At 34.1% G+C, this 24,514-nt stretch carries 24 protein-coding genes, 2 tRNA genes and 1 pseudogene; 14 read left to right on the forward strand and 13 right to left on the reverse strand.

Annotation, left to right across the window (positions count from 1 at the left end):
• Positions 1-238: 238 nt before the first annotated feature.
• The 3 genes from H3T80_RS02205 (at position 239) to H3T80_RS02215 (ending at position 1,280) form a co-directional block, all read left to right on the forward strand.
• Positions 239-312, forward strand: a tRNA-Cys gene (locus tag H3T80_RS02205).
• Between the two features lie 113 nt (positions 313-425).
• Complete coding sequence (locus H3T80_RS02210) at positions 426-704, forward strand: hypothetical protein (RefSeq protein WP_198199729.1); 279 nt, start codon at positions 426-428, stop codon at positions 702-704.
• A gap of 375 nt (positions 705-1,079) precedes the next feature.
• Positions 1,080-1,280 (forward strand): thermostable hemolysin delta-VPH, encoded by a 201-nt coding sequence (locus H3T80_RS02215; RefSeq protein WP_110447959.1) that lies wholly within the window; start codon positions 1,080-1,082, stop codon positions 1,278-1,280.
• Between the two features lie 23 nt (positions 1,281-1,303).
• Here H3T80_RS02215 and H3T80_RS02220 read toward each other — a convergent pair whose 3' ends face one another.
• The 3 genes from H3T80_RS02220 to H3T80_RS02230 form a co-directional block, all read right to left on the reverse strand.
• Positions 1,304-2,452, reverse strand: coding sequence for a sugar diacid recognition domain-containing protein (locus H3T80_RS02220; RefSeq protein WP_110447958.1), 1,149 nt, complete (start codon positions 2,450-2,452; stop codon positions 1,304-1,306).
• Between the two features lie 199 nt (positions 2,453-2,651).
• On the reverse strand, positions 2,652-3,797 hold the full coding sequence (locus H3T80_RS02225; protein ID WP_198199730.1) for a glycerate kinase: 1,146 nt from the start codon (positions 3,795-3,797) through the stop codon (positions 2,652-2,654).
• A gap of 17 nt (positions 3,798-3,814) precedes the next feature.
• Entirely contained in the window at positions 3,815-5,119 is a 1,305-nt protein-coding gene (locus H3T80_RS02230) for a GntP family permease (RefSeq protein WP_110447956.1), read from the reverse strand.
• A gap of 430 nt (positions 5,120-5,549) precedes the next feature.
• Here H3T80_RS02230 and yegQ point away from each other — a divergent pair, with 430 nt between their 5' ends.
• The gene (yegQ, locus tag H3T80_RS02235; protein WP_198201096.1) at positions 5,550-6,887 is read left to right on the forward strand and encodes a tRNA 5-hydroxyuridine modification protein YegQ; all 1,338 of its coding nucleotides are present in this window, start codon (positions 5,550-5,552) and stop codon (positions 6,885-6,887) included.
• Positions 6,888-6,965: 78 nt separating this feature from the next.
• Here yegQ and proA read toward each other — a convergent pair whose 3' ends face one another.
• The 5 genes from proA to gpt form a co-directional block, all read right to left on the reverse strand.
• Positions 6,966-8,219 carry a glutamate-5-semialdehyde dehydrogenase gene (proA, locus tag H3T80_RS02240; protein WP_198201099.1) on the reverse strand — a complete coding sequence of 418 codons (1,254 nt, stop codon included), beginning with the start codon at positions 8,217-8,219 and terminating at the stop codon, positions 6,966-6,968.
• A gap of 75 nt (positions 8,220-8,294) precedes the next feature.
• Positions 8,295-8,708 (reverse strand): hypothetical protein, encoded by a 414-nt coding sequence (locus H3T80_RS02245; protein WP_086364275.1) that lies wholly within the window; start codon positions 8,706-8,708, stop codon positions 8,295-8,297.
• Between the two features lie 25 nt (positions 8,709-8,733).
• Positions 8,734-9,843 carry a glutamate 5-kinase gene (gene proB / locus H3T80_RS02250; protein ID WP_198199732.1) on the reverse strand — a complete coding sequence of 370 codons (1,110 nt, stop codon included), beginning with the start codon at positions 9,841-9,843 and terminating at the stop codon, positions 8,734-8,736.
• Between the two features lie 26 nt (positions 9,844-9,869).
• On the reverse strand, positions 9,870-11,126 hold the full coding sequence (locus H3T80_RS02255) for an alpha/beta hydrolase (RefSeq protein WP_198199734.1): 1,257 nt from the start codon (positions 11,124-11,126) through the stop codon (positions 9,870-9,872).
• A 27-nt stretch (positions 11,127-11,153) separates the two neighbouring features.
• A complete protein-coding gene (gpt, locus tag H3T80_RS02260; RefSeq protein ID WP_086364273.1) occupies positions 11,154-11,687 on the reverse strand; it encodes a xanthine phosphoribosyltransferase in 534 nt (177 codons plus the stop codon).
• Between the two features lie 150 nt (positions 11,688-11,837).
• Between gpt and H3T80_RS02265 the strand changes: the two genes are divergently transcribed.
• The 6 genes and pseudogenes from H3T80_RS02265 (at position 11,838) to serC (ending at position 19,556) form a co-directional block, all read left to right on the forward strand.
• Entirely contained in the window at positions 11,838-13,301 is a 1,464-nt protein-coding gene (locus H3T80_RS02265) for an aminoacyl-histidine dipeptidase (protein ID WP_198199736.1), read from the forward strand.
• Between the two features lie 201 nt (positions 13,302-13,502).
• Complete coding sequence (gene argC, locus H3T80_RS02270; protein ID WP_198199738.1) at positions 13,503-14,513, forward strand: N-acetyl-gamma-glutamyl-phosphate reductase; 1,011 nt, start codon at positions 13,503-13,505, stop codon at positions 14,511-14,513.
• A 73-nt stretch (positions 14,514-14,586) separates the two neighbouring features.
• Positions 14,587-15,366: an acetylglutamate kinase gene (gene argB, locus H3T80_RS02275; protein WP_198199740.1), complete on the forward strand. Its 780-nt coding sequence runs from the start codon at positions 14,587-14,589 to the stop codon at positions 15,364-15,366.
• Positions 15,367-15,473: 107 nt separating this feature from the next.
• Positions 15,474-16,685: pseudogene (locus tag H3T80_RS02280) on the forward strand (argininosuccinate synthase); the annotation flags it as partial.
• Between the two features lie 251 nt (positions 16,686-16,936).
• Positions 16,937-18,313: an argininosuccinate lyase gene (gene argH, locus H3T80_RS02285; RefSeq protein ID WP_198199742.1), complete on the forward strand. Its 1,377-nt coding sequence runs from the start codon at positions 16,937-16,939 to the stop codon at positions 18,311-18,313.
• Between the two features lie 157 nt (positions 18,314-18,470).
• Positions 18,471-19,556 (forward strand): 3-phosphoserine/phosphohydroxythreonine transaminase, encoded by a 1,086-nt coding sequence (gene serC / locus H3T80_RS02290; protein ID WP_198199744.1) that lies wholly within the window; start codon positions 18,471-18,473, stop codon positions 19,554-19,556.
• Between the two features lie 63 nt (positions 19,557-19,619).
• On the opposite strand, the gene H3T80_RS02295 is transcribed toward serC, so the two are convergent.
• Complete coding sequence (locus H3T80_RS02295) at positions 19,620-19,979, reverse strand: DUF4156 domain-containing protein (RefSeq protein WP_110447946.1); 360 nt, start codon at positions 19,977-19,979, stop codon at positions 19,620-19,622.
• A 220-nt stretch (positions 19,980-20,199) separates the two neighbouring features.
• Here H3T80_RS02295 and H3T80_RS02300 point away from each other — a divergent pair.
• Positions 20,200-20,276 (forward strand) — tRNA-Ile (locus H3T80_RS02300).
• A 200-nt stretch (positions 20,277-20,476) separates the two neighbouring features.
• Here the strand turns inward: H3T80_RS02300 and H3T80_RS02305 are convergent.
• The 4 genes from H3T80_RS02305 to H3T80_RS02320 form a co-directional block, all read right to left on the reverse strand.
• Positions 20,477-20,749, reverse strand: a complete 273-nt coding sequence (locus H3T80_RS02305) for a hypothetical protein (RefSeq protein ID WP_110447945.1) — start codon at positions 20,747-20,749, stop codon at positions 20,477-20,479.
• A gap of 195 nt (positions 20,750-20,944) precedes the next feature.
• On the reverse strand, positions 20,945-21,148 hold the full coding sequence (locus H3T80_RS02310; RefSeq protein WP_198199746.1) for a hypothetical protein: 204 nt from the start codon (positions 21,146-21,148) through the stop codon (positions 20,945-20,947).
• Positions 21,149-21,508: 360 nt separating this feature from the next.
• Complete coding sequence (locus H3T80_RS02315; protein ID WP_198199748.1) at positions 21,509-22,318, reverse strand: NYN domain-containing protein; 810 nt, start codon at positions 22,316-22,318, stop codon at positions 21,509-21,511.
• 243 nt (positions 22,319-22,561) lie between these two features.
• A complete protein-coding gene (locus tag H3T80_RS02320) occupies positions 22,562-23,206 on the reverse strand; it encodes a LexA family transcriptional regulator (protein WP_198199750.1) in 645 nt (214 codons plus the stop codon).
• Positions 23,207-23,318: 112 nt separating this feature from the next.
• On the opposite strand from H3T80_RS02320, the gene H3T80_RS02325 reads away from it, so the two are divergent.
• Genes H3T80_RS02325 through H3T80_RS02335 form a run of 3 tightly spaced genes read left to right on the forward strand, consistent with a single transcriptional unit; the run spans position 23,319 to position 24,512 of the window.
• The gene (locus tag H3T80_RS02325; protein ID WP_086364626.1) at positions 23,319-23,522 is read left to right on the forward strand and encodes a helix-turn-helix domain-containing protein; all 204 of its coding nucleotides are present in this window, start codon (positions 23,319-23,321) and stop codon (positions 23,520-23,522) included.
• Between the two features lie 13 nt (positions 23,523-23,535).
• The gene (locus tag H3T80_RS02330; protein WP_198199752.1) at positions 23,536-23,757 is read left to right on the forward strand and encodes a helix-turn-helix domain-containing protein; all 222 of its coding nucleotides are present in this window, start codon (positions 23,536-23,538) and stop codon (positions 23,755-23,757) included.
• Positions 23,754-24,512 (forward strand): hypothetical protein, encoded by a 759-nt coding sequence (locus tag H3T80_RS02335; protein ID WP_198199754.1) that lies wholly within the window; start codon positions 23,754-23,756, stop codon positions 24,510-24,512. The genes H3T80_RS02330 and H3T80_RS02335 overlap by 4 nt, the downstream gene beginning before the upstream one ends.
• Positions 24,513-24,514: the final 2 nt, after the last annotated feature.

Consider the following 24,514-nt stretch of genomic DNA (forward strand, 5'->3'; position numbering starts at 1 on the left):
AAAAATAAAATTTCTTCTTAATATTGTGTCTGATTTTACATTTGAAAAGCCTGTTCTTTAAAATTTTTTGATTTTAAGTGTAAAAAAGTTATATAAATTAAGTTTATTGTTTTTATTTATGTCCGATATTTAGGACATTTTAAATATTCTATGCGACTGCTGTATTTATAACCTATTAAAACTTGACGATAAGGTAAGCCAATGCTAATATTTGCCACCTATTCAGATAGACCTCATCGGCGCGTTGGCAGAGTGGCCATGCTGCGGATTGCAAATCCGTCTACCTCGGTTCGACTCCGGGACGCGCCTCCATTAAAATCGATAAGTTACCTACAGTATTTCCTCGAATAAAGTACCAAATCAATAGAGAAAATTATTTTTTATATGATATAGTTAATGATAATTATAGCGAATTGAGTATTATTATGACGGTAGGAAAACTTAGATATTGGTTATCATTTATTATTGCATCAGTAGCAGTTTTCTTTTTTATGAATCAATTTGACCTATTTGATAAAAATATTGAAAAGCTGTTATTTACCATGTCAAAAGAAATAAATAAAAATACCCCATATCAGTTAGATCAGTTCACCATTTTAGATTCAACTACCGCATATAAAAATACAATAGTTTATAAAATGACAATTTTTAATGTTAATATTAAAGATTCAGAAATGGGTTTTGTTGAAAATAAAATTTTTTAACTGCAAGAAACTCTATTTGTTCTGAAGAATGTACAAAAGAAACAATATCTAAAGGAGCGATTTTTAAATACATGTATAGTGAAGAAAATGGTAAACATTTATTTTCTTTTACTATAGATAGTAAAGACTGTTTAGAGATGTTAAAAGATGAATCAAAATAACCATTCTTTAGTAACCTTAAATCTGAATATCATCATTAAAATCCATTTGTAGTTCAGGCATTTTTTGTAATTGTAAAAATGTTTTCAATTTTTAGTGTTATTTATTAAATCGTTATTTAATTAAACAATCAAATAATAACTCATCATTTAGTATTGTTATTTATTGAATTATGTCCATTTATAGTGTTTATCAAAAAATAGGATAAGATAAAATATGGCTTATTTTAATTATCACGCTAAAGCCAAAAAACTGATCTCACAAGGCTATCTGGTCCGCTATGAATTTGTCGATAATTGGAACGGTATCAAACCTGCATTAGTTTTATATTTTGACAATGCTAATCCAATGCCGATAAGGGAATATCGTTGGCAAGAATATCTCCCATTGATTAGTTCTGATGATCAATCGAAGTGATTTTTTGGGAGTGGTATATAAGGTTATTTATCGAGTTGTAATGCAATATAAAGCAGTACTCGATCGTCAAATTTTGACAAATCTAATCCAGTTAGTTTGGTTATATTGTTTAATCGATATTCTAATGTATTGCGATGTATGAAGAGGGCTTTTGCCGTATTATTGTTCTGTAAGTTATGGATAAACCAAGTTTCGAGAGTATTTTGCAATAAGCCGTTTGAATCAGACGCTTTTAATTTATTTAACGGTGAAAGTAACTCTTCTGCTTGCCAATCTTTATTTAAACCATCCAACAAAACAGGTAATATGAGATCTTGATAATAATAATTACGACAATGTGGAAATCTTTTTTTGCCGATTTCTAAGGCGGTTTTGGCTGTTTGATAAGATCTTGCTATGGTATCGTTACCTTGATGAAAATAATTTCCTAAAGATATTTTTATTTTAAATTGACTGAGCAGTTTTGCCTGACTAACTAATTTTTCTAATTTTGTTTTATGTTCTGTTAAATCCCATCGATTAAATTTATTTAAAGCAGGAAGTAATATAACAATTTCGGTTAGTGATTTTATCGCTACTAGTTTTGTTAATGTTTCGAGTTCATTTTGAATTTGTTGTAATTCACTCATTGCGGTTTGAATTCCAAGTTGGCCACTTTCGATTTCAATAATGACAGTTACATAGGATAAAGATAAATCAATGTTTAATTTTCGACTCCATTCAGTTATATTGGAGACAGTTTTGTCTGATTGAATTATCGATAATATAAACTCTTCTTTTAAACGATTATCTTGAGAGAGTTGATTGAGTAATAATGCTTGTTCCATCATCATCTCTGCCGTCATACTCACTAATTCAGCAAATTGGATAATTTTAGTTGGTTCACCCGTTACTCCAATCACACCAACAATTTCTTCTTTAAGTTTTAATGGAAAATTAACACCCGGTTTAACTCCTTTAAGTTTTTTTGCAGTTGGACTGTCAATTGTCACTACTCTGCCTTGTGATATGGCTAATACAGCACCTTCATGTAATTCGCCAATTCGTTCTAAATCACCACTACCGATAATTTCTCCCCGATTATTCATTATATTGACATTACAATTGATAATGCGCATGGTTTTATCAACAATCGATTGAGCAAGTATTGGAGAGATACTTTGAACTTTCATAGCAATAAACCTTTTTATTATAATCAAGTAATAATTTATATCGCATTGATAATAATTTTATTACTATGATTTTTTTGAAACCTGTTAAAATTTTTTAATTATAGCAAACTACAGAGCTTATACTTTATTCGTAAGATTTCATGATTGGGGAATAAAGAATAATCTTTTATTTCCCCATATTTTTAGTTGTCTAGAAATGTTAAATTTGAGCTATATTAATTAAGCGACCAATATTTTCACTGGTTCGTTCAATATTTTTAAACCCATCAGCCAATAGATCCTCAATTTTAGATATCGAAGGGATAATACCGAAAATGGCGTTAATACCTTCTGGATAAAGTTCCTCGATGTTTTCGCCAATCATTCCGGCTAATGCAATAACTGGAATATTGTGTTTTTTGGCCGTTTGGGCAACACCATAAGGTGTTTTACCGAATTTGGTTTGAAAATCAATCCCACCTTCACCAGTAAAACAAAAATCTGCGCCGATTAATTGATTTTCTAAATTACTATACTTGATAACAATATCGATGCCTTTTTCCATTTTACTATTGGTAAACGCCATTAATCCGGCACCTAATCCACCAGCGGCACCAGCACCTGGAATAGTTGCGACATCTTTATTTAGCTGAGATTTTATAATGGATGCATAATGCTGTAAGTTATCATCCAATTGTTTAATCATTTCAGATGTAGCCCCTTTTTGAGGCCCAAATACTTTTGAAGCTCCTTTTTCTCCACATAGAGGGTTAGTGACGTCACTAGCAACGATAAATTCAACTTTATCTAATTGAGGATTCACTTCAGACATATCAATTTTAGCTAAATGCTCTAATGCGCCGCCACCTTTAGCAATTATTTGATTATTTTTATCATAAAACTTCACTCCTAAGGCTTGTGCCATTCCTGCGCCACCATCATTTGTGGCGCTACCACCAATACCTAAAATGATTTTTTTAATACCATGTTTTAAGCTGGCAAGGATTAATTCGCCCGTACCAAATGTTGTGGTAATCAATGGATTGCGTTGTTCTTTGGGTACAAGATGGATACCACTTGCTGAGGCCATTTCAATGACCGCAGTCGTGTTATCACCTAGAATGCCATAATAGGCAGTGACTTTGTTACCAAGAGGACCTGTGACTTCACATGTATGTAATGTTCCATTAGTTGCGTCGACTAATGATTGTGTTGTGCCTTCACCACCATCAGCCATCGGTACATGAATATATTTAGCATCAGGAAAAACTTTTTTTAATCCAGATTCGATTGCCTGACATACCTCTTTTGCGGTTAAGCTTTCCTTAAACGAGTCAGGAGCAAGTACAAATGTTTTTTGTTTCATAAAAATTACTCTTAATATTACATAATAAATTGATAGAAAATTGTGGCAACGAGTGTCATGGTGCCACCAACCATAGCTTCATATGGGATCAATTTCATACGTTGTTTAATTGTCATATTCATACTACCACCAGTGACATGGAAGTAGTTCCCTTGTGGTAATGAATCAATAACAGTTGCACCTGTATGCATCATTACAGCTGCACTAATAGCCGGTATTCCTATGTCTGTAATGGTTGAACCAAAAGTCCCAGTTGCTAAAATAACGCCAGTAGAGGTTGACGCGGTGGCCGCTGCCATTAATACACCGGAAATTGGTGATAAGTAATAACCTGAGATGCCCATATAATCAATAATATTGATAACTTGAGTAGCTAAGTTTGATGAACCAATTAAACCAGCAATAGCACCTGCACCGACAAGGATGAGTACGGTTGGTGTCATTTTTTCAATCCCGGATTTAGTATACATAGCAATGTTACGATGTTGCCCCATGGCTAACATACCGATGATTCCTGCAACGGGAAGTACATATAGCGCATCTATCTTTAAATTAGCTAATGCTTCAATATGAAAAATATTACCTATAGGGTTGATCATTAATAGCAAAATAGCAGTTACAGGTGCAACGATTGCTTTACTCAGAGAAGGATTGTTATTTTTTTGTTCTGCATCATTTTTTTGCAAAGCAACGACTTCTTCAATAGTTACTTTATCGCCTTTATTTTTGATTAATGAAGCAATTACAACAGTTGCAATTAAACCAAATAGTGCAGGGATAAAACCAGCTATCATTACATCACTTAGACTTAAATTGAAACCATTGGCAACCGCAATAGTATTAGGGTTAGGGGAAATAATATTGCCAGCTTTACCACCACCAGAAAGCGCTAATAATAATGCTAATCGAGAAATCCCCATTTTATTACCAACAGATAAAGCAATTGGCGCAACAATTAATACAGCAACCGGAATAAATACGCCTGATGCAGTAATAATACCGGTGGCTAGTGCTAAAGCGAGTAATGCCTTTTTTTCACCTAATTTTTTTACAACAGCTTGTGCGATTGTTTCAGCTGCGCCTGATTCCATCATCACGCCAGCTAAAATCCCTGCGGCTAATACTCTGATTACGGTTCCCATTATACTTTGTGTACCGGTAGTTAAAATCGAAATAGTTTGTACTAGATTTGCACCTCCAATAAATGCACCTATTATCGCACCAAAAAATAACGAATAAACTGGATTTATTCCGCGTAGAATTAAAAAAATAGCAAGAAAAAGTCCTATTATCGCTCCATACCAACTTATGAATTCAGTCATTTAAATTTTCCTCATTGCTTTTTATGACTATCAAAAAATATTGTTCTAATTTTATTATTGAATTTGTTTGCTAGGCTATGTGGTTTTGCACAAATGTGAGCAATAAAAGCTAAAAAATATTGGGCGTTATAATAGTTTTATGTGATATTAATCACAAATTTAGCGGATTTTGTCTGTATAATCTTGTTTATGTTTTCATTTGATTTTTAAAAAAGAAATATTCCACAAGTTTTAATTAAACTTGCGAAATAACGCCTTATTCAACAATTTATTATTCCTTATTTATAATTGAGATATTGTTGTTCCTTATTATGGTTACAATAAATTTGCCAATCTGATAGCTAAAGCGTAAAATGCCCATCCTATTTTGCTTAACCTATTGCCTTATAAGGTAATACTGACTTGAAATCAGAGGCATTTTTTAATGACAATGTTATATCCAAAACCAGAATTACTTTCACCAGCTGGTTCTCTTAAAAATATGCGTTACGCATTTGCTTATGGTGCTGATGCAGTTTATGCAGGGCAACCACGCTACAGTTTGCGAGTGCGCAATAATGAATTTAATCATGAAAATCTCGCTATTGGGATCAACGAAGCTCATGCTCAAGGTAAAAAGTTTTATGTGGTAGTTAATATTGCCCCTCATAATTCAAAATTAAAAACCTTTATTCGTGATTTAGAACCAATTGTTAACATGAAACCGGATGCGTTTATCATGTCTGATCCTGGTTTAATCATGTTGGTTCGTGAACATTTTCCGGAAATGGAAATTCATTTATCCGTACAATCAAATGCGGTTAACTGGGCAACGGTAAAATTTTGGCATAAGATGGGATTAACGCGTGTTGTGTTGTCACGAGAGTTATCCATCGATGAAATCAAAGAAATTCGAGAAAAAGTACCAGAAATGGAACTTGAGGTTTTTATTCATGGTGCGCTATGTATGGCCTATTCAGGACGCTGCTTATTATCTGGTTATATTAATAAACGTGACTCAAATCAAGGTACTTGTACTAATGCTTGTCGTTGGGAATATAAAGTATCTGAGGGAAAAGAGGACGAAGTAGGGCAAATAGTCCATAAATGCGAGCCGATTCCTGTACAACAAGTTGAACCAACATTAGGTGTTGGTACAACAACCAATCAGGTCTTTATGTTAGAAGAATCTGGTCGTCCTGGCGAATATATGCAAGCTTTTGAAGATGAACATGGTACTTATATCATGAATTCAAAAGATTTAAGAGCAGTTGAATTAGTCGAAGATCTGACAAAGATTGGCGTACATTCATTAAAAATTGAAGGTCGAACCAAATCGTTTTATTACTGTGCTCGAACTGCGCAAGTCTATCGTCAAGCTATTGATGCCGCCAGTGAAGGTAAACCATTTGATCCACGCTTATTGGCGGAACTTGATTCTTTAGCTCATCGAGGATATACCGAAGGCTTTTTACGTCGCCATAAACATGAAGATATGCAAAACTATGTGCATAGTCATTCTGTATCTGATCGACAACAATTTGTTGGTGAGTTTAGTGGTCAACGTTTAAATGGCTTAGCTGAAATTATTGTTAAAAATAAATTTTCAGTAGGGGATAGTGTTGAAATGATGACCCCTAAAGGTAATATGACCTTTATTATTGAACGAATGGAAAATAAAAAAGGTCAACCAGTTCCAGCAGGACTTGGTGATGGTCACATTGTTTATATTCCAATCGCCGAAGATATTGATTTAAATTATGCGCTTTTAATGCGTAATTTTGATTAATCTATTTAACTTATATAACTAATAACTATATAACTATATAACTAACTGTTCAGGTTTATGAATAGTTAGTTATTATCACTACTGACGAATTAAATCTTCGCCATAACCAATCCATTTATACGTCGTTAACGCTTCAAGGCCCATTGGTCCTCTGGCATGTAATTTTTGTGTACTAACTGCAACTTCAGCACCTAAACCGAATTGTGCGCCATCGGTGAATCGGGTTGATGCATTAACATAAACTGCAGCAGCATCGACTAAGTTAACGAATTGTTCAGCATTTACAAGACTACGCGTTAAAATGGCTTCTGAATGACCACTACCATATTCTCGAATATGTTCCACCGCCAATTCCAATGAATCAACAATGACAATATTCAGATCTTTGGAAAGCCACTCTTGTCTTAGTTCATCATCCTCAACGGCAAAAACATTTGCCACCCCAGCATTTAAAATTTTATAAGCATCGGGATCGGCATGCAATATCACTCGATTATCGGCCATGATTTGGCTAAGTTTTGGTAAAAAAGTATTGGCAATTTCAGTATGAACAAGTAATGTTTCAACGGTATTACAGGTACTTGGTCGCTGAGTTTTGGCATTAAGTATTATTGATAGCGCTTTATCAAAATCAGCACTTTCGTCGACAAAAATATGGCAAACACCAATACCACCAGTAATAACTGGTATGGTTGAATGTTCTCGACAAAGTTTGTGTAATGCTGCGCCACCGCGAGGAATAATCATATCAACATATTTATCGAGCTTGAGTAATTCAGTGATATATTTGCGATCAGGATTATCGATAGATTGAATTGCTGTTTCAGGTAAACCGACTTGTTTTAAAGCTTGCTGAATGATAGCTATAATAGCGGCATTGGTATTAACCGTCTCTTTACCTCCACGCAGTATAGCTGCATTGCCGGTTTTTAAGCAGAGAGCCGCAATATCAACAGTCACATTAGGACGAGCTTCATAGATAACACCAATCACACCTAACGGGACCCTGTGACGTTGTAACTTTAATCCGCTTGCTAATGTCGAACCATCAATAACTTGGCCAATTGGATCGGTTAAAGAAACAACATTTCGAACATCATTAGCGATGGATGATAATCGTTCGGAAGTTAATAACAGACGATCAAGTATTGCCTCGCTCAATCCTTGTTCTTTTGCCATAGCCATATCTTTCTGATTAGCATTAAGAATCTTATTAGCATTTAGTTCTAATAAATCGGCGATATGAATTAAAGCCTGATTTTTAATTTTTGTTGAGCATTGTGCTAATTGATATGAAGCAAGTTTGGCTGCTTTTCCCAATTGTTGTAACATCATCGTTATCTCTAAATTGTATTTTGAAAGTTTTAATTAATAAATATATTCTTCATTAAATTAAAAATTATTAATCTATAGAGTTTTATCTTTCAATACTATTTTTAAAATATCTAAAAGTTCTGTCTTAGAATTAGCTTCTAACACTTCTAAAGATATTTTTAAAATTGATTCTTTTCCATCCATCTCGTCGGTGTAGTTTATAAAAATTTTTTTCGGTTCATATTTTATCGATTTTATTAAATCAAATGGTACATTTATTTGGCTTTGTATCATAATTGGTCTGCATGTAATGAAGTTTTCACCTATTGTGACATATACCATAAAATATCTAACAATTAATACGATTATTGCAAATAAAAAAATAACAAAATTAAACCACAAATCAGGAGCAATGTGATAAAGAAATATTGCTGCAACAATCAAAACAATGATACGAAATATTACTAAACGACGAGCATAAATTATTTTTGGTGTTTGTAATTTCATTTTTTTTCTTTTATCCTTATATTTGTTATTTAATAATCATATCATTTCGGTGTACGGCAACAGGACCATATTCATAGCCAATTATTTGGCTAATTTCTTGTGAATGATGTCCAGCTATTTGTCGTAATGCATCACTATTATAACGGCTGACTCCTCGAGCTATTTGCTTACCAGATTTATCACAAATATTAATGACTTCACCACGTGAAAAATCTTTTTCGACTGCGATAATGCCTTTTGGTAATAGCGAACTACCATTATTTAAAATAGCATTAATCGCACCATCATCAAGTATCACTTTGCCTACGTTTGGTGCGCCATATAGCCAATGTTTACGATGTTCTAATGGGGTTTTTTGCGGTAAAAAACGGGTACCAACCGATTGATTATTGACTGCATCAACAATCACATTGGCTTTATTTCCTGCAGCTATAATTACTTCTATGCCAGCACTCCCGGCTACTTCGGCAGCTTGAATTTTGGTACTCATGCCACCGGTCCCTAAACCTGAAACACTATCACCTGCGATACTGCGCAGATCATCATTAATCTGAGTCACTTCTTTTATCAATTGTGCATTGCTATCGCTTCTTGGATCGGCGGTATATAAACCTTCGATATCGGTAAGTAATATCAATTTATCTGCTTCAGCTAAAATTGCGGCAAGTGCTGATAAATTATCGTTATCACCAACTTTAATTTCAGCCGTAGCGACAGCATCATTTTCATTAATCACTGGGACAATATTATTTTCTAGCATCGCTTTTAATACATCTTGAGCATTTAAAAAGCGTTCGCGATCTTCAAGATCTGCGCGAGTTAATAGCATTTGTCCAATATAAATTTTATATATCGAAAACAGCTGTTCCCAAAGTTGGATTAATTTACTTTGACCAACTGAAGCAAGTAATTGTTTTGTGGCAACAGTATTGGGTAGGTTAGGATAGTTGAGGTATTCTCGACCGGCAGCAATAGCGCCCGAAGTCACGATAATAACTTTATGACCAGTTTGATGTAAATAAGAACATTGTCGAATCAGTTCTACTATTCTCGCACGGTCTAACTGTTTAGTTCCTCCAGTTAAAACACTGGTACCGAGTTTAACAACGACAGTTTGTTGTTTTTTATTATTCATAACAATACTCTTATTTAAATTAGCTATTACAAAATAGACTCCATCCATTTAACTGATTGAGCAAAGGCGTTTTGTAAACCTTTTTGCAATGGTGTTTTGGGGATTGTGACAATTTTGCTTTGTTTTGCTGATTGAATTAATTTCGCTTCACTCAAATTACTTAATTTATCATCTTCAAAGATAATATTCATAACTGGTATAGGGCAAGAATGGGTTAATAATCCTTGATTCTTAAGAGAAAAATAATTCAATTCGGCTGCTAATTTTTGATTTGATACAGAAGTTAAACCAAAACGACTGGCTAGCATATCTTTATAGCTATTAGGTAGATTTTGTTGTAATGCCTTATCAACAAAAAGTTGGTGTACAAATGGAGTAAAATTAAATAATCCTTTAATTTTATTAGGCATTAGATAAGCAAGCCGTGTTGCAATATGTGAACCAAAGCGGAACCCAGCAACAATCACTCGATTGCTATCTACCCATGGAACCGATGATAGTTGTTCGATCACTGCTTGATGAATTTGGCTACTATTTTGGCTCAATACAAAATTACGACTATATCCAACGGTTGGTAAATCGACAGTTAACATAGCAAAACCTTGTGGAGCAAGATATTCACTAAAGTAACGATAATAATCAATTTGTAAATTACCTAAACCATTGCAGACTAAAACAACAGGACAAACTCCACTATTACTATTGTTTGGTAAATGCAAAATGGATTTAATAACCCGATTTTCAACTTTAAACTCTAACTGCTTGGTTGAATAAGGTGAATATTCAAGTGCCTTCATATACGATTGATAGGCACAGGTTTGAGCATACATCGCTAGCTCATCATTCTTAAAATGAGGATAACTGGCAATACTGGCGTATTCGCTGGCAATGAGATAATCCTGATATAAACTATTTTTCGATTCTTCAGTTAAATTAGATTGAGCAACATTATCAGCTTTAGCTTGCCACATTGCAGCTTGATTTAAAAACTCATATATCCAGTTGCCAGATTGATAACCAATAACTGAATCCAACCATTTATCATTAGTATGGCGCTTAGTTGAAATAGCGATTCTTGATAAAACCGCTTCGATTTCTAACTTAGGAAGACCGCGCCAATACCATAAAAGAGGGTTAATGATTCGATACCATTTTGAATCAATTTCACCATCAAGAGGACTAATACTGCTGCCATTGCTGCTATCAAGACGATTGATTAGCGACGATGTTTCAGGGTAGTCATATTGTGGTTTGAATATCTTTTCAGAAAGGTTTTCCGTCATAACCATAGCAACCTAATTATTGAATCATTATTTATTATCACAGATTGGTTTAACAAACATGACACCAGTATCCCATGGTTGTTCAATCCATGTATCTTGTGCGATGTCAACAACATAATCATCAACTAATGGTTTACCTGCTGGTTTAGCAAAAATAGTGACGAAGTGAGCCTTAGGATACATTTCACGAATGGTATGTGCAGTGCTACCAGTGTCAACTAAATCGTCAACAACAATAAAGCCTTCGCCATCACCGTTTGCTTGTTTTAAAATTAATTTTTCACGTTGATGATCATGATCATAGCTAGAAATACAAACTGTATCGACATAACGAATACTAAGTTCACGAGCTAGAATAGCTGCTGGTACTAAGCCACCACGACTAACAGCGATGATGCCTTTCCATTGATTGGCGGGTAATAATCTCTCAGAAAGCTGACGACCATAAGCTTGTAGCATTTCCCAAGTGACATTGAATTTTTTCTTCTCAGCGATAAGTTCTGCTTTATGCTGTTTTTTTGCTTTGATTTCTTCTTCTGTTAAAGTTTGTTCTATTGACATGTGTAACCTGCAATTTTAATCGAATATACGAATTTAATAAATTAATATTAATGGGCTAAAAATAGATGTAAAATTGCACCTTATTATAGAGTGGTTAGATAAAAAAAACCACTTATTAATTCGTTACCCACCTAATATTGAGGATAAAATATGCTATCGACCTTAAATCCAAAATTTGTTTGGCAGATTTTTAATGATATTTGTAAAATTCCCCATCCTTCACATCATGAACAAATGATAACTAAATATATAGTCGATTTTGCAACCACTCATCATATTGACTGTCAGCTAGATAAAGCCGGTAATGTTTTACTGCGAAAAGCTGCGTCTAAAGGTATGGAAGATTGTCCATCAATTGCTTTGCAAGCTCATATGGATATGGTTCCGCAAAAAAATGAAGGTACTCAACATGATTTTCTTGTTGATCCAATTCAAGCTTATGTTGATGGTGATTGGGTCAAAGCTAAAGGAACCACATTAGGTGCAGATAATGGCGTAGGTTTGGCATCAGCCTTGGCGGTATTAATTGATCCTTCAGTTGAACATGGCCCTCTTGAAGTATTAGTTACTACTTCGGAAGAGACGGGGATGCATGGCGCTTTCGGTCTACAACCTAATTGGTTGAAAAGTCATTATTTGATTAATACTGATTCTGAAGATGAAGGCGAAATATTTACTGGCTGTGCTGGAGGTGTTGATTTTACGACCAGTTTTGCCATCACATATGCGGTAATGCCAGAAACACATGATTGCTATATTCAACTCTCGCTAAAAGGTTTGAAAGGTGGTCATTCTGGTTGTGATATTCATCTTGGCCGCGGTAATGCAATAAAATTACTGGCAAGATTTTTAGCGGAATATGGACAAGATCTCTCATATCGATTAGCAGACATAAGAGGTGGTTCTTTACGTAATGCAATACCTCGAGAAGCATTTGCTGAATTAACCTTAAATAAACAAGATTTACCAAAACTAGAACAGATTGTTAACCAATATAAATCTATTTTACAAAATGAGTTTGGACAGGTAGAACCCAATATAGAATTAACCTTAAAAGAGGTTAATAGTGATCATATTAAACGAGTCATCGCCGTTGAACAGCAAAGTAAAATTATCAATTTATTAAATGTTGCGCCAAATGGTGTGGTGAGTATGAGTAGCCAAATTCATGGTGTTGTTGAAACATCTTTAAATCTGGGTATTGTAAGTATTAGCGATAATCAACTGAATGTTAATTTCTTAATTCGTTCTCAAGTTGATAGTGCGAAAGATGCAGTCGTTGCAACATTAATCTCGTTAAGCCAATTAGTGAATGCCAATTACGAAATTAGTGGTGGCTATTCGGGCTGGGAGCCTAATTTAAATTCCAGTCTTTTACAATTAGCTAAAGATAAATATCAAGAGATTTTCTCTAAACAAGCAAAAATTATGGTGATTCATGCTGGATTAGAATGTGGTCTATTTAAACAGTCTTATCCGGATATGGATATGATATCCATTGGCCCGACAATTGTTTCACCTCATTCACCTGATGAAAAAGTTAATATTCAAAGTGTTTATCGTTATTGGGAACTACTCATAGCAATCTTAAAATCTGCCAGCTATCTAAAATAATCATTAATCCTCCTCCTACAGATCTAATGTGTAGGAGGATGACATTTTCACCTCACTGCTAAAGTTTAAAATCGTGGCAGTAATTGTCTTTTTTGAAAATAAATTCACAAAAAGTGAATAAAAATTCAATTTTCTCTTGTTTTGTTGGTTTAAATCGCCTACTATACTGCATAAAAATCTGAATGATAGATAAGGAAAGATATGTTAAAAGCAATAATTGTTGGGGCGAGTGGTTATGCAGGTGCAAAATTAGCTTACTATTTAACAAAACATCCAAATATTGAATTAGTCGCTTTAACGGTATCAGAAAATAGCCTTGATGCAGGAAAACTTATTTCTGATAGATTTTTATACCCGCAATTGAAAGGTGTTGTTGATTTACCTTTAATTGCTACGGCTGATTATTCTTCTCTTATCAAAGATATTGATATTGTATTTTTAGCTACTGAACATTCTGTTAGTCACGATATCGCACCATTCTTTCTTGAAAATGGTTGTACAGTATTTGATTTATCGGGTGCGTTTCGAGTCAACTCTCCCTCGTTTTATACCCAATTTTATGGTTTTGAACATCAGCACCAACAGTGGTTAGATAAAGCTGTTTATGGTCTAGCTGAATGGAATTTTGATGCGATAAAAAATGCGCAATTAATCGCTGTACCTGGTTGTTATCCAACCGCATCGCAACTGCCACTAAAACCATTAATTGAAGAAGATTTACTAGACAAAAGGCAATGGCCTGTCATTAATGCTGTGAGTGGCGTTAGTGGTGCAGGCCGTAAACCTTCTACAAATAATCTATTTTGTGAGGTCAGCTTACATGCTTATGGCATATTTACTCATCGTCATCAACCTGAAATTGAGACACATTTAGGGCAGGAAGTTATTTTTACTCCTCATTTAGGTTGTTTTAAAGATGGTATCCATGCCACTATCACCTGTCAGGTGAAAGAAGGGGTGAGTGAGGAAGATATTCTTACCGCATTAAATAAATATTATGATGATAAGCCATTAGTAAGAGTTTACCAAAAACAATGGCCAGCCCTAAAATCGGTAATTGGCTTACCTTATTGTGATATTGGTTTTGTGCTTAAAGGCCAACATCTGATTTTAATCTCTGTGGAAGACAATTTATTAAAAGGTGCAGCTGCGCAAGCAGTTCAATGTATGAATATTCGATTTGGTTTTGATGAAACAACAGCCTTATTATAAAGATAGATAATAATTTGTTAATGATGACAAGTTTATATCAGTGAACATTTATTAGCGTGAATAGGAAATAAAAATGAAACCATTGATTATTAAGTTTGGCGGCGTATTACTCGATAATAAAGATGCATTAAGTAAATTATTTATTGTTATTAGCGAATACAAAAAAAATTTTAAACGTCCTTTAATTATTGTTCATGGTGGTGGTAGTGTGGTTGATTCATTAATGGATCGACTCTCCTTACCGGTTGTTCGACGTAATGGTTTACGTGTTACACCGGCAGATCAAATAGATGTGATTGTTGGTAGTCTTGCCGGTAGTGCGAATACCACAATTTTGTCAGAAGCTAAAAAATTACAAATAGCCAGTATTGGACTCTGCTTAGCCGATGGTGATAGCGTTAAAGTTAAGCAAATTTCTGAAGAGTTAGGTTATGTAGGTGAAGCCGAACAAGGCGATCCTGCCTTAATCAATTTACTCCTTACTAATGGTTATTTACCTATTGTTAGTTCAATTGGGATTACCGATGAAGGCAAGATGATGAATGTCAATGCCGATCACGCAGCTGTTGCCTTGGCAAAAACTTTAGATGCAGATTTAATTTTACTATCTGATGTATCTGGTGTTTTAGATGAAAACAAACAATTAATCGAATCGTTAACACAAGCTGAGGCAGATCATCTAATTGCTCAAGGAATTATTACCGATGGAATGATCGTGAAAGTGAATTCTGCATTTGAAGCGGCTAAAACATTAGGTCGACCAATAGATATCGCTAGCTGGAAAGAATCAGATAAACTCATTGAATTATTTAATGGAAAATCAGGTATAACGGGTACAAGAATTATTGCTTAAACATAAATCAGTCAGTATATTAAACAAGTATATTTATTGTTAGATATACTTGGCTTAGTGTTTAAAACATTTATTTTTTTCGTCAGTAAATTATGAAAGGGTATAACATGAAAAAAAGTGCAACAAAAAAAGTAGTTTTAGCCTATTCGGGTGGCTTAGATACATCAGCTATTATTCCTTGGTTAAAAGAGAATTATGGCGATTGTGAAGTTTATGCTTTAGTCGCCAACGTTGGACAAGATCCTAAAGAACTAAAAGATGTGGAAAAAAAGGCCAAAGCATCTGGCGCAGTAGCATGTAAAGTTGTTGATTTACGCGAAGAGTTTGTTAAAGACTATGTTTACCCTGTTTTAAAAACTGGCGCATTATATGAAGGAACGTATTATCTTGGTACTTCAATGGCTCGCCCAATCATCGCTAAAGCTCAAGTTGAATATGCATTAGAAGTTGGTGCTGATACCCTTTGTCATGGTGCGACCGGTAAAGGTAATGACCAAGTCCGTTTTGAAACAACTTATACCGCTTTAGCACCACAACTAAAAGTTATTGCACCATGGCGTGAATGGGATTTACGTTCACGTGAAGCGTTAATTGACTATCTAAAAGTGAGAAAAATTCCTACTACAGCAACAGTTGAAAAAATTTACAGCCGTGATGAAAACGCATGGCATATTTCAACCGAAGGTGGAGTGTTAGAAAGCACTTGGAATCAAGCAAATGCTGATTGTTGGGCATGGACTGTATCGCCAGAAGATGCACCAGATAAAGCTGAATTTGTCACTATTGGTATTGAAAAAGGCGAAGTTGTTGCCGTTAATGGTAAAAAATTATCACCATATAACTGTGTAGCCACGCTGAATAAAATTGGTTCAAAACATGGTGTAGGTCGAGTAGATATTATTGAAAACCGTTTAGTCGGCATCAAATCGCGTGGTTGTTACGAAACCCCTGGTGGAACTATCATGATGACAGCGTTACGTGGTTTAGAACAACTGATCTTAGATCGTGATAGCTTCAAATGGCGTGAACAACTTGGTTTAGAAATGGCTTATGTTGTTTATGATGGTCGCTGGTTTGCACCATATCGTCGTTCTCTTCAAGCCGCTGCAGAAGTGTTAGCAGAAGATATGACTGGTGAAGTTGTAGTTAAACTTTATAAAGGTAATGCAACCGCAGTACAGAAGAAATCACCAAATAGCTTATATAGCGAAGAGTTTGCAACGTTTGGTGAAGATGAGGTTTACGATCACAGTCATGCCGGTGGCTTTATTCGTCTATTCTCTCTATCTTCACGCATCCGTGCTTTAAATGAAGGTAAGAAAAATCAGCCGACTAAAAAAGCTAAATCGGCAGCGAAAGAAACCACAAAATCAAAAAGTAATACTAAAACTAAAAAGTAATTTTTAAGACTTTTTAGCTAGATATAAAACCTAATATATACAGACTTAGGTCTGTATATATTTTTCGGTAGTATCGTTAGTTATAGATAAACTTATCATTAAAATTATTAAAAAAACGATAAATTTTTAATCGTTTAAGATTGATTTGAAATAAAACATTTGAGGTGATTATGGCGTTATGGGGTGGGCGTTTTAGCCAAGCAGCAGATCAACGATTTAAACACTTTAATGATTCTCTGCGCTTTGACTATCGGCTTGCAGAGCAAGATATCATTGGATCAATTGCATGGTCGAAAGCATTGGTCACTGTGAACGTTTTATCTCATGATGAACAACAACAGTTAGAACAAGCGTTAAATGAATTATTGAGTTCGGTACGACAAGATCCGCAGCAGATCTTACAAAGTGACGCTGAAGATATTCATAGTTGGGTAGAACAAAAACTAATAGAAAAAGTCGGTGATTTAGGTAAAAAACTTCATACAGGTCGCAGTCGTAATGATCAGTCAACTACCGATCTAAAATTATGGTGTAAAGATGAAATTGCTCATCTTATCTCTGCTATCAATCAATTACGTAAAACACTGGTGTTAACTGCAGAACAACATCAAGATGCGGTTATGCCTGGTTATACTCACTTACAACGTGCTCAACCAATAACTTTTGCGCATTGGTGTTTAGCGTATTATGAAATGTTAACGCGTGATGAAAGTCGTTTACAAGATACTCTAAAACGCTTGGATGTTAGTCCTTTAGGCTGTGGTGCTTTAGCTGGTACAGCTTATCCTATGGATCGTGATATGTTAGCCAACTGGTTAGGTTTCGCAACTGCAACCAATAATAGCTTGGATACGGTGTCTGATAGGGATCATGTGCTTGAACTACTCAATAATGCATCAATCGGTATGGTGCATTTATCACGTTTTGCTGAAGATTTAATTATTTTTAATAGTGGTGAAGCGGACTTTGTTGAATTATCTGACCGCGTTACTTCAGGATCTTCATTAATGCCGCAGAAAAAAAATCCAGATGCATTGGAATTAATTCGCGGTAAAGCAGGGCGAGTGGTTGGCGCATTAACAGGAGCATTAATCACATTTAAAGGATTACCTCTGGCATATAATAAAGATCTACAAGAAGATAAAGAGCACTTATTTGATGCACTTGACAGTTGGCAAGCGTGTTTAGATATGGCGGTATTAGTACTTGAAGATATAAAAATCAATTACCAAAATTGTCAAAGTGCTGCTAAACAAGGTTATTCTAATGCGACAGAACTTGCTGATTATCTTGTGGCTAAAGGCATTCCATTTAGACAAGCGCACCATATTGTTGGTGAGGCGGTAGTAGGAGCGATTGCGAAACAAAAAGCATTAGAAGAGCTAACTATAGATGAATTAAAACAATACAGCCAAGTCATTGAGGATGATGTTTATTCTATATTATCTTTAGAATCTTGCTTAGCGAAACGATCTGCAAAAGGTGGTGTATCACCGCAACAAGTAAAATTCGCCATCGAAAACGCTAAACAGCAACTAGCTCTTTAAATTTCATTTTCTTTGCGACAAATGCCGACTATTGTCGGTATTTTTATGCTTCAAAAACCCCGTTCCTCAAAATTTTTTGCTAAAAATCTGATTGTATATTGGTTCATAGAGTGTAAAAATAGATTTTCTATTTTTTGATGGATGAAAGTGAATCGCAATGAGTAAAAGTTATAATTTTAGTGCAGGCCCAGCCAAACTACCGGCAGATGTTTTAAAGCAAGTACAAGCTGAATTATTAAATTGGCAAAACACTGGTGCATCGGTGATGGAACTAAGTCATCGAGGTAAAGAATTTGATGCATGTGCGATTGAAGCAACTAACGATCTTCGTGATCTTTTAAATGTACCAGAAAATTATAAAATCTTATTTTGCCAAGGTGGAGCTAGAGCTCAGTTTGCTGCTGTACCATTAAATATTTTAGCTAATAATACTCACGCTGATTACATCAATAGTGGCTATTGGAGTCAGTGTGCAGCGAAAGAAGCGGCAAAATATTGTAATGTAATTGAGAAAAATGTCGTTATCAAAAATGCAGGAATAACCTCGATCAAACCAATGTCTGAATGGCAATTAAGCGATAACAGTGCTTATGTTCATTATTGTCCCAATGAAACCATTGATGGCGTTGAAATATTTGAACAACCTGACTTTGCCGATAAAACTGTCGTAGCAGATTTATCTTCTTGTATTTTATCACAACCTATCGATGTTAAGCGTTACGGTATTATTTATGCCGGTGCACAGAAAAATATCGGCCCATCAGGAATTACTATTGTCATTGTTCGTGAAGATCTGATTGGTTATGCGCAAAAAGTCTTACCTTCGGTACTTGATTACAAAATATTATTAGATCATGATTCAATGTTTAATACTCCACCAACTTTTGCTTGGTATATGTCAGGTTTAGTCTTCAAATGGATTAAGAGTTTAGGTGGCTTAAGTGCGATGCAACAACGAAATCAAGCAAAAGCACAATTACTTTATCAATTTATTGATCAGTCTGATTTTTACCGCAATACTGTAGCGGTAAACAATCGTTCCATTATGAATGTAACCTTTTTATCGCCAAATGAAGAACTAGATAAAAAGTTTGTTAGTGAGGCAACTCAAGCGAATATTATTGGTATTAAAGGTCACCGAATTGCAGGCGGAATGCGCGCATCAATTTACAATGCAATGGAAATAGAAGGTGTCAAATACCTTATTGAATTTATGCAACAGTTTGAAAAGCAAAATGGCTAATTATTTTGGTAAATTTTACTAAAAAGGGATATCAATATATCCCTTTTTTTATTTGCTGATTAGCTATTTACAGCTGAAAACTTCACCAACCATAACAGCATCTGTTGGGGCAATATCAGAAACATATTGTAAAGATGCATCTTGTGCATTATAAATTACGTTACCACCCATAGCTGCAGCCTTATTCATTAAATCAGTTGCTGCATCACGGATTAATTCACTATGCGTTTTTAAGCCAGAAAAGAAAGTACTGCGACGACCTTCAGCTTTACCAATAAATTGACAGGTTTCTGCTGGTTTAGTATCAATAAATTGAACTTGGCGACCAGCCGAGGTAGCTTGATAATCTGAACTACTACAACCATTTAAAAATAATGTCATTGACAGCGCAGCACTAATAAAAAGAGTTTTTTTGATAGACATAATATTTCCTCAACCAATAAACGAACATGAGTAATGATAATATAAAACATTGTATCAGGATAATTGATTAAAAAATATCGCTTATTATAAATGATGCTATTATGACAAATGTCAGCTTAATAATTAACCAAATCAACCTATTTAGTTAATTAATTGTAGCAAATTAATTTTAACTCTATTATAATCGCAACCCTACTAAGTCAGTAGTACATCAAAACATGGCCCCTTAGCTCAGTTGGTCAGAGCAGTCGACTCATAATCGATTGGTCACTGGTTCAAGTCCAGTAGGGGCCACCATTTTACAAATTGATATTAAACAATTTATAAAATTATTCCTTTATTTTAAAGACTAATATCCTGCTAAAAATGTAAAAGTTATCACTATTATGATACGCAAGGTAGATCTAGCAACTAATCTATAGTTATATTGATCAGTTCAATTGTCTCAACATCACTTAAATAAGAGGATTTAAGTACTTTTTTAAAGTATATTTTGTCTATATAAAATTTTTATTAAAATCAAATTCAGCTTGAGAATAGCAAATATCAACAATAAATTGATTATATATCTCTGCATCAATGTTTTTGCTTTCTAATTTTATTTTTAATAACTCTATAATTTGCCAGTCATTGTCATTAGCAAAATTTCTGATTAGCTCTTCAGCGCGACTCTCTATCCAATCATCACGGGCATCTTGCTTCTCGAAGTTGTTCATCATTCTGCAATATGCATTTTCATGCCAATTTTCTACCACTCTTTGTAACGACATAAATCACCTCGTTGCTATTTGCAAAATCCAATAAAACAAACCAAACATGCTACTTAATGCAACAATAAAAGTGCAAAATAGGGCAAACTTAATTTCGCTATCTGATAGTTGATAATCATTATGAAACCGATCTTTGGTTTTCACTTTGACAAAATCTTTATTAGTCATTGTGTATGTCTCAGAATTATCATTTAACTACAGTTCAAAACTTTCTTTAATTGCCTGTTCAGCGGGGGTGACTTGCCAATGTCCATAATCCTCGTCAAAATAGCCACGCATTAATAATTCGTTAGCAAGATCTTCAATGAACTCATTATTATAATATTCTGAATATTTATGATTTTTTATAACTTCAGTTAAAAGCTCTAAATATTCCCGTTTCCATTCTTTATAATTCATTTTTTTTAATCCTATAAAAACTATTAAAAGTGAGAAAGACAATGTTAAATGTTCTCTTTCCTGTATCAGAAATTTTTCAAAATCAAGTCTAATAACTAGAAAAGCTTTAATTACTTTAGATATAGTAATTAGTAATCTATTTTAAATTTTTACAGATTGATTTGTTTCGATAAAATTGATTGTACAGTTTTAGCTGTTTAAAGTAAACAGTTAAAACTGTTTAAAAACTGTATTTTATTTGATTGGTTGTTTTTTAATCAATGAAGTGTTTTAAAGTTGTAGGGGGTTAATGCGTGAAAAAACACGCAAGGTGAGTTGGTAAAAAATATATTTAAATTTTTTGTATAAAGATTATTATTATTATCTATTCTTCTTATTTCTTTTTTTAGTTTGTTTCTTTTTTCTTTTTTCCATCATTTCATCCCACCAAATCGGTTTTGGATTGGGAGCAACACCGAAAAAATGCGATAATGCAGAAGTAAGGTTATAAGATTGTATTCCGTCTATATGTTCAGATAAATCAGGGTTTATGTCATGCCTTAATGGGTCTAAAATAAAATCAATTCCTTTTGTTCTTGCTAATTTTGCTGCAGGTACAAAATCGGAATCTCCTGCAACTAATACAATAACCTCTACCAGTTTTTCATAAGCTAAAGTAGTTATATCCATACCAAGTTTTATATCGACCTGTTTCTGTGTGCACTGATAATGAAAGTCAGAATTAGTTAACTGATCCCATTTTTTATTACCTCTTAAAAGATTTTTCAACGTTAACTCATTGAGTTGCCACGCGCCATGACCAGATTGCTCACCCATTCTCAGTGCTATTTTTCTACATTGCTTGAGCTTTTTATGTAAAGACTCTCTTAGTATATAGGATTCATCAAGCTTAAAATTTTTATCCTTAGGTGTTTTTTGACCTTGCTCAGGTAATGGAAATTTTATTTGTTTGTCTATTGGTGGGCAATCATAAAAATATATTCTATACAATTCTAGTTTTCTTTCTTTACCTGAATCATTGTTAACCTTTTCATGATAGTGTACTAAACTATAAATGACATCAATAATTATATCGGGAGTTAATGCCTTTTCTTTGAAGTAATGTTTTTTGATGTGTTGCAACTTGTGAATAAAAAAACCTGCATCTATAAGTATAGCTACTTTTTTCATTTTTATTTACCTATAAAAAAAACCTAGAACCCTCATGAAGACTTTAAAAATGATCTTCGGACGGCGCTAGGCTTGACAAGAGAAATATTACTATATGTGATATTTTTGTCAATAATTAGTTTTAATTAATTTAGCACCAACAATATAGTTAATTGTTTTATAATGAAATATTATTAAATTATTCCACTTATCTATTTTATTCAAAAACCGCCGAAGCGGTTAGTTGTGTTCAATTTGGAACTATTATCTTTTACGTCTAAATATTCTATGCTCCACCATGGTACCAATTATTCTTATCTGTTGTTTTAAAGTGCTCATAGTTGTGTAGTCTGGATTGAGTGGTATGAGTTCAAACTGCATTCTTTCATGCTCGTCATATCCTAATTCACGATACTTTTTAAAAGTTGCCTCTTCATCTCCATTTACAGCTACTACAAATTCACCTGGAAATGGTTTTATAGCTGGATCGATAACAACAACATCACCTTCTTTAAATTCTGGTTCCATTGAATCGCCTTTTATTTTTAGTGCAAATGCTTTATTTGATAATTCTAATGATGTCATAATATACTCAAACCCTGTTGAATCGCTAAGCTCACACGACTCAGTCCATACTCCAGCTTGTACATAGCTTATTAATGGGACTTGATGGGCGTGAACTTCTATTTTTTCTACGTTTATTACATCTTTATCTTTTCCACTTAATAACCATGCCATATCGCATTTTAAAGCGATAGATATTTCATATAAATGGCGAGGTTTTTTTACATTACCACTTTCTATTGCTTGATAAGATTGCTGTTTAATTCCTATTTGCGCAGCAACTTGTTCTTGGGTTAATCCCAATTCTTCGCGTCTAGCCCTAATTCTTTGACCGAGATTATTCATTTTAAAAGTCTCCCTTTATGATTAATAAAATAATACAGATAAATCTGTAATTGACAAACAGAATAAACTGTTATTTAATACAGTTATAACTGTATTTTATGTTGAGGTTTAAATGACAATCGGAGAAAGAGTTAAGAAGAAAAGAATCGAACTTAATATTAGCCAAGCGTCATTGGCTGAATTAGTTGGAATGAAACAACAATCAATAAGTGATTTAGAGGCTGGTAATATTGAAAAACCAAGAAATATTGTCGAGATAGCAAATGCTTTGAATTGTTCTGTTGAATGGTTGTATTACGGCACTTCAAATATTTAAGGTAATGATAAAGATGCTAAACAATAAAAAAACACTAAGCCAATGCGAAAAAATATTGATCCATTTACAAACTGGAAAATCAATTAGTCCAGTCCAAGCATTAAATTTATATGGTTGTTTTAGATTAAGTGCTCGTATTTATGATCTAAAGAAACCTGAATTTGACATTGATAGTCGTTTAGTTCATGAGAATGGTGTTCAGTACGCTGAGTATTCGATTAGAGGTGTAAATTGAAAGCAACCGATTATCTTCTAACAATGGGTAACCCCATTGCCTACTATCCAAAGTTGGCTAAACCTTTGGGTGGGATTAGTTCAGCCATTCTTTTTTCACAACTATTTTATTGGCAGGACAAAGCGACTTCTGATTTAGGTGTATATAAGACGCGTGATGAATTAGAAGATGAAACAGGTCTAAGCCATAACGAACAAAGAACGGCAATTAAAAAGTTATGTGAAAGAGGTGTTTTAATTGTTACTGAAAAGCGCCTACAACATAAAACTTATTACAAAATTAATAATGAAAAAGTGAATAAAGTTTTAAGGAATTTCGCCAAATTTATGATTGAGTTACCACGAGATATAAACAGTACTCATCTCGAACTCGACATTGTAGATGCCGAGATGGCTACAAAATCAAGTTCGTTAGATCAAGAGATTACGACAAAGACTACTACAAAGATTACTACAGATATTATTGTGGCTAAGTCGCAAAAGCAAAAACGAGCATGTCAAATTCCTGACGATTTTGAACCAACAACTAATCATCAAGATATAGCAGTTAACGAAAATATCAATTTAGATAACGAATTTATAAAATTTAAAGACTATTGCTTGGCTAACGGGAAAAAATACATTGATTGGAACGCTGCATTTAATAACTGGTTACGTAATGCTGGTAAATATCAACGGGCTAGTCCAAACAACAAAGCTAATTTTATGACCCTTGCCGAACGTAACCGGGCGGTTCTAGAGAGTATGAGGGGGTAATC

The organism is Gilliamella sp. W8145 (assembly GCF_016101145.1).
Classification (GTDB): Bacteria; Pseudomonadota; Gammaproteobacteria; order Enterobacterales; family Orbaceae; genus Gilliamella; species Gilliamella apis_A.

Bases quoted from the DNA above. Each gene is read 5' to 3' on its own strand.
- H3T80_RS02245 (WP_086364275.1), bottom strand. From the start codon at position 8,708: ATGAAATTACAAACACCAAAAATAATTTATGCTCGTCGTTTAGTAATA.
- H3T80_RS02325 (WP_086364626.1), top strand. From the start codon at position 23,319: ATGACAATCGGAGAAAGAGTTAAGAAGAAAAGAATCGAACTTAATATT.
- argC (WP_198199738.1), top strand. From the start codon at position 13,503: ATGTTAAAAGCAATAATTGTTGGGGCGAGTGGTTATGCAGGTGCAAAA.
- H3T80_RS02315 (WP_198199748.1), bottom strand. From the start codon at position 22,318: ATGAAAAAAGTAGCTATACTTATAGATGCAGGTTTTTTTATTCACAAG.
- H3T80_RS02265 (WP_198199736.1), top strand. From the start codon at position 11,838: ATGCTATCGACCTTAAATCCAAAATTTGTTTGGCAGATTTTTAATGAT.
- argH (WP_198199742.1), top strand. From the start codon at position 16,937: ATGGCGTTATGGGGTGGGCGTTTTAGCCAAGCAGCAGATCAACGATTT.
- serC (WP_198199744.1), top strand. From the start codon at position 18,471: ATGAGTAAAAGTTATAATTTTAGTGCAGGCCCAGCCAAACTACCGGCA.
- argB (WP_198199740.1), top strand. From the start codon at position 14,587: ATGAAACCATTGATTATTAAGTTTGGCGGCGTATTACTCGATAATAAA.
- gpt (WP_086364273.1), bottom strand. From the start codon at position 11,687: ATGTCAATAGAACAAACTTTAACAGAAGAAGAAATCAAAGCAAAAAAA.
- proA (WP_198201099.1), bottom strand. From the start codon at position 8,219: ATGTTACAACAATTGGGAAAAGCAGCCAAACTTGCTTCATATCAATTA.
- H3T80_RS02230 (WP_110447956.1), bottom strand. From the start codon at position 5,119: ATGACTGAATTCATAAGTTGGTATGGAGCGATAATAGGACTTTTTCTT.
- yegQ (WP_198201096.1), top strand. From the start codon at position 5,550: ATGTTATATCCAAAACCAGAATTACTTTCACCAGCTGGTTCTCTTAAA.
- H3T80_RS02255 (WP_198199734.1), bottom strand. From the start codon at position 11,126: ATGACGGAAAACCTTTCTGAAAAGATATTCAAACCACAATATGACTAC.
- H3T80_RS02320 (WP_198199750.1), bottom strand. From the start codon at position 23,206: ATGAATAATCTCGGTCAAAGAATTAGGGCTAGACGCGAAGAATTGGGA.
- H3T80_RS02210 (WP_198199729.1), top strand. From the start codon at position 426: ATGACGGTAGGAAAACTTAGATATTGGTTATCATTTATTATTGCATCA.
- H3T80_RS02295 (WP_110447946.1), bottom strand. From the start codon at position 19,979: ATGTCTATCAAAAAAACTCTTTTTATTAGTGCTGCGCTGTCAATGACA.
- proB (WP_198199732.1), bottom strand. From the start codon at position 9,843: ATGAATAATAAAAAACAACAAACTGTCGTTGTTAAACTCGGTACCAGT.
- H3T80_RS02215 (WP_110447959.1), top strand. From the start codon at position 1,080: ATGGCTTATTTTAATTATCACGCTAAAGCCAAAAAACTGATCTCACAA.
- H3T80_RS02305 (WP_110447945.1), bottom strand. From the start codon at position 20,749: ATGTCGTTACAAAGAGTGGTAGAAAATTGGCATGAAAATGCATATTGC.
- H3T80_RS02310 (WP_198199746.1), bottom strand. From the start codon at position 21,148: ATGAATTATAAAGAATGGAAACGGGAATATTTAGAGCTTTTAACTGAA.
- H3T80_RS02220 (WP_110447958.1), bottom strand. From the start codon at position 2,452: ATGAAAGTTCAAAGTATCTCTCCAATACTTGCTCAATCGATTGTTGAT.
- H3T80_RS02330 (WP_198199752.1), top strand. From the start codon at position 23,536: ATGCTAAACAATAAAAAAACACTAAGCCAATGCGAAAAAATATTGATC.
- H3T80_RS02225 (WP_198199730.1), bottom strand. From the start codon at position 3,797: ATGAAACAAAAAACATTTGTACTTGCTCCTGACTCGTTTAAGGAAAGC.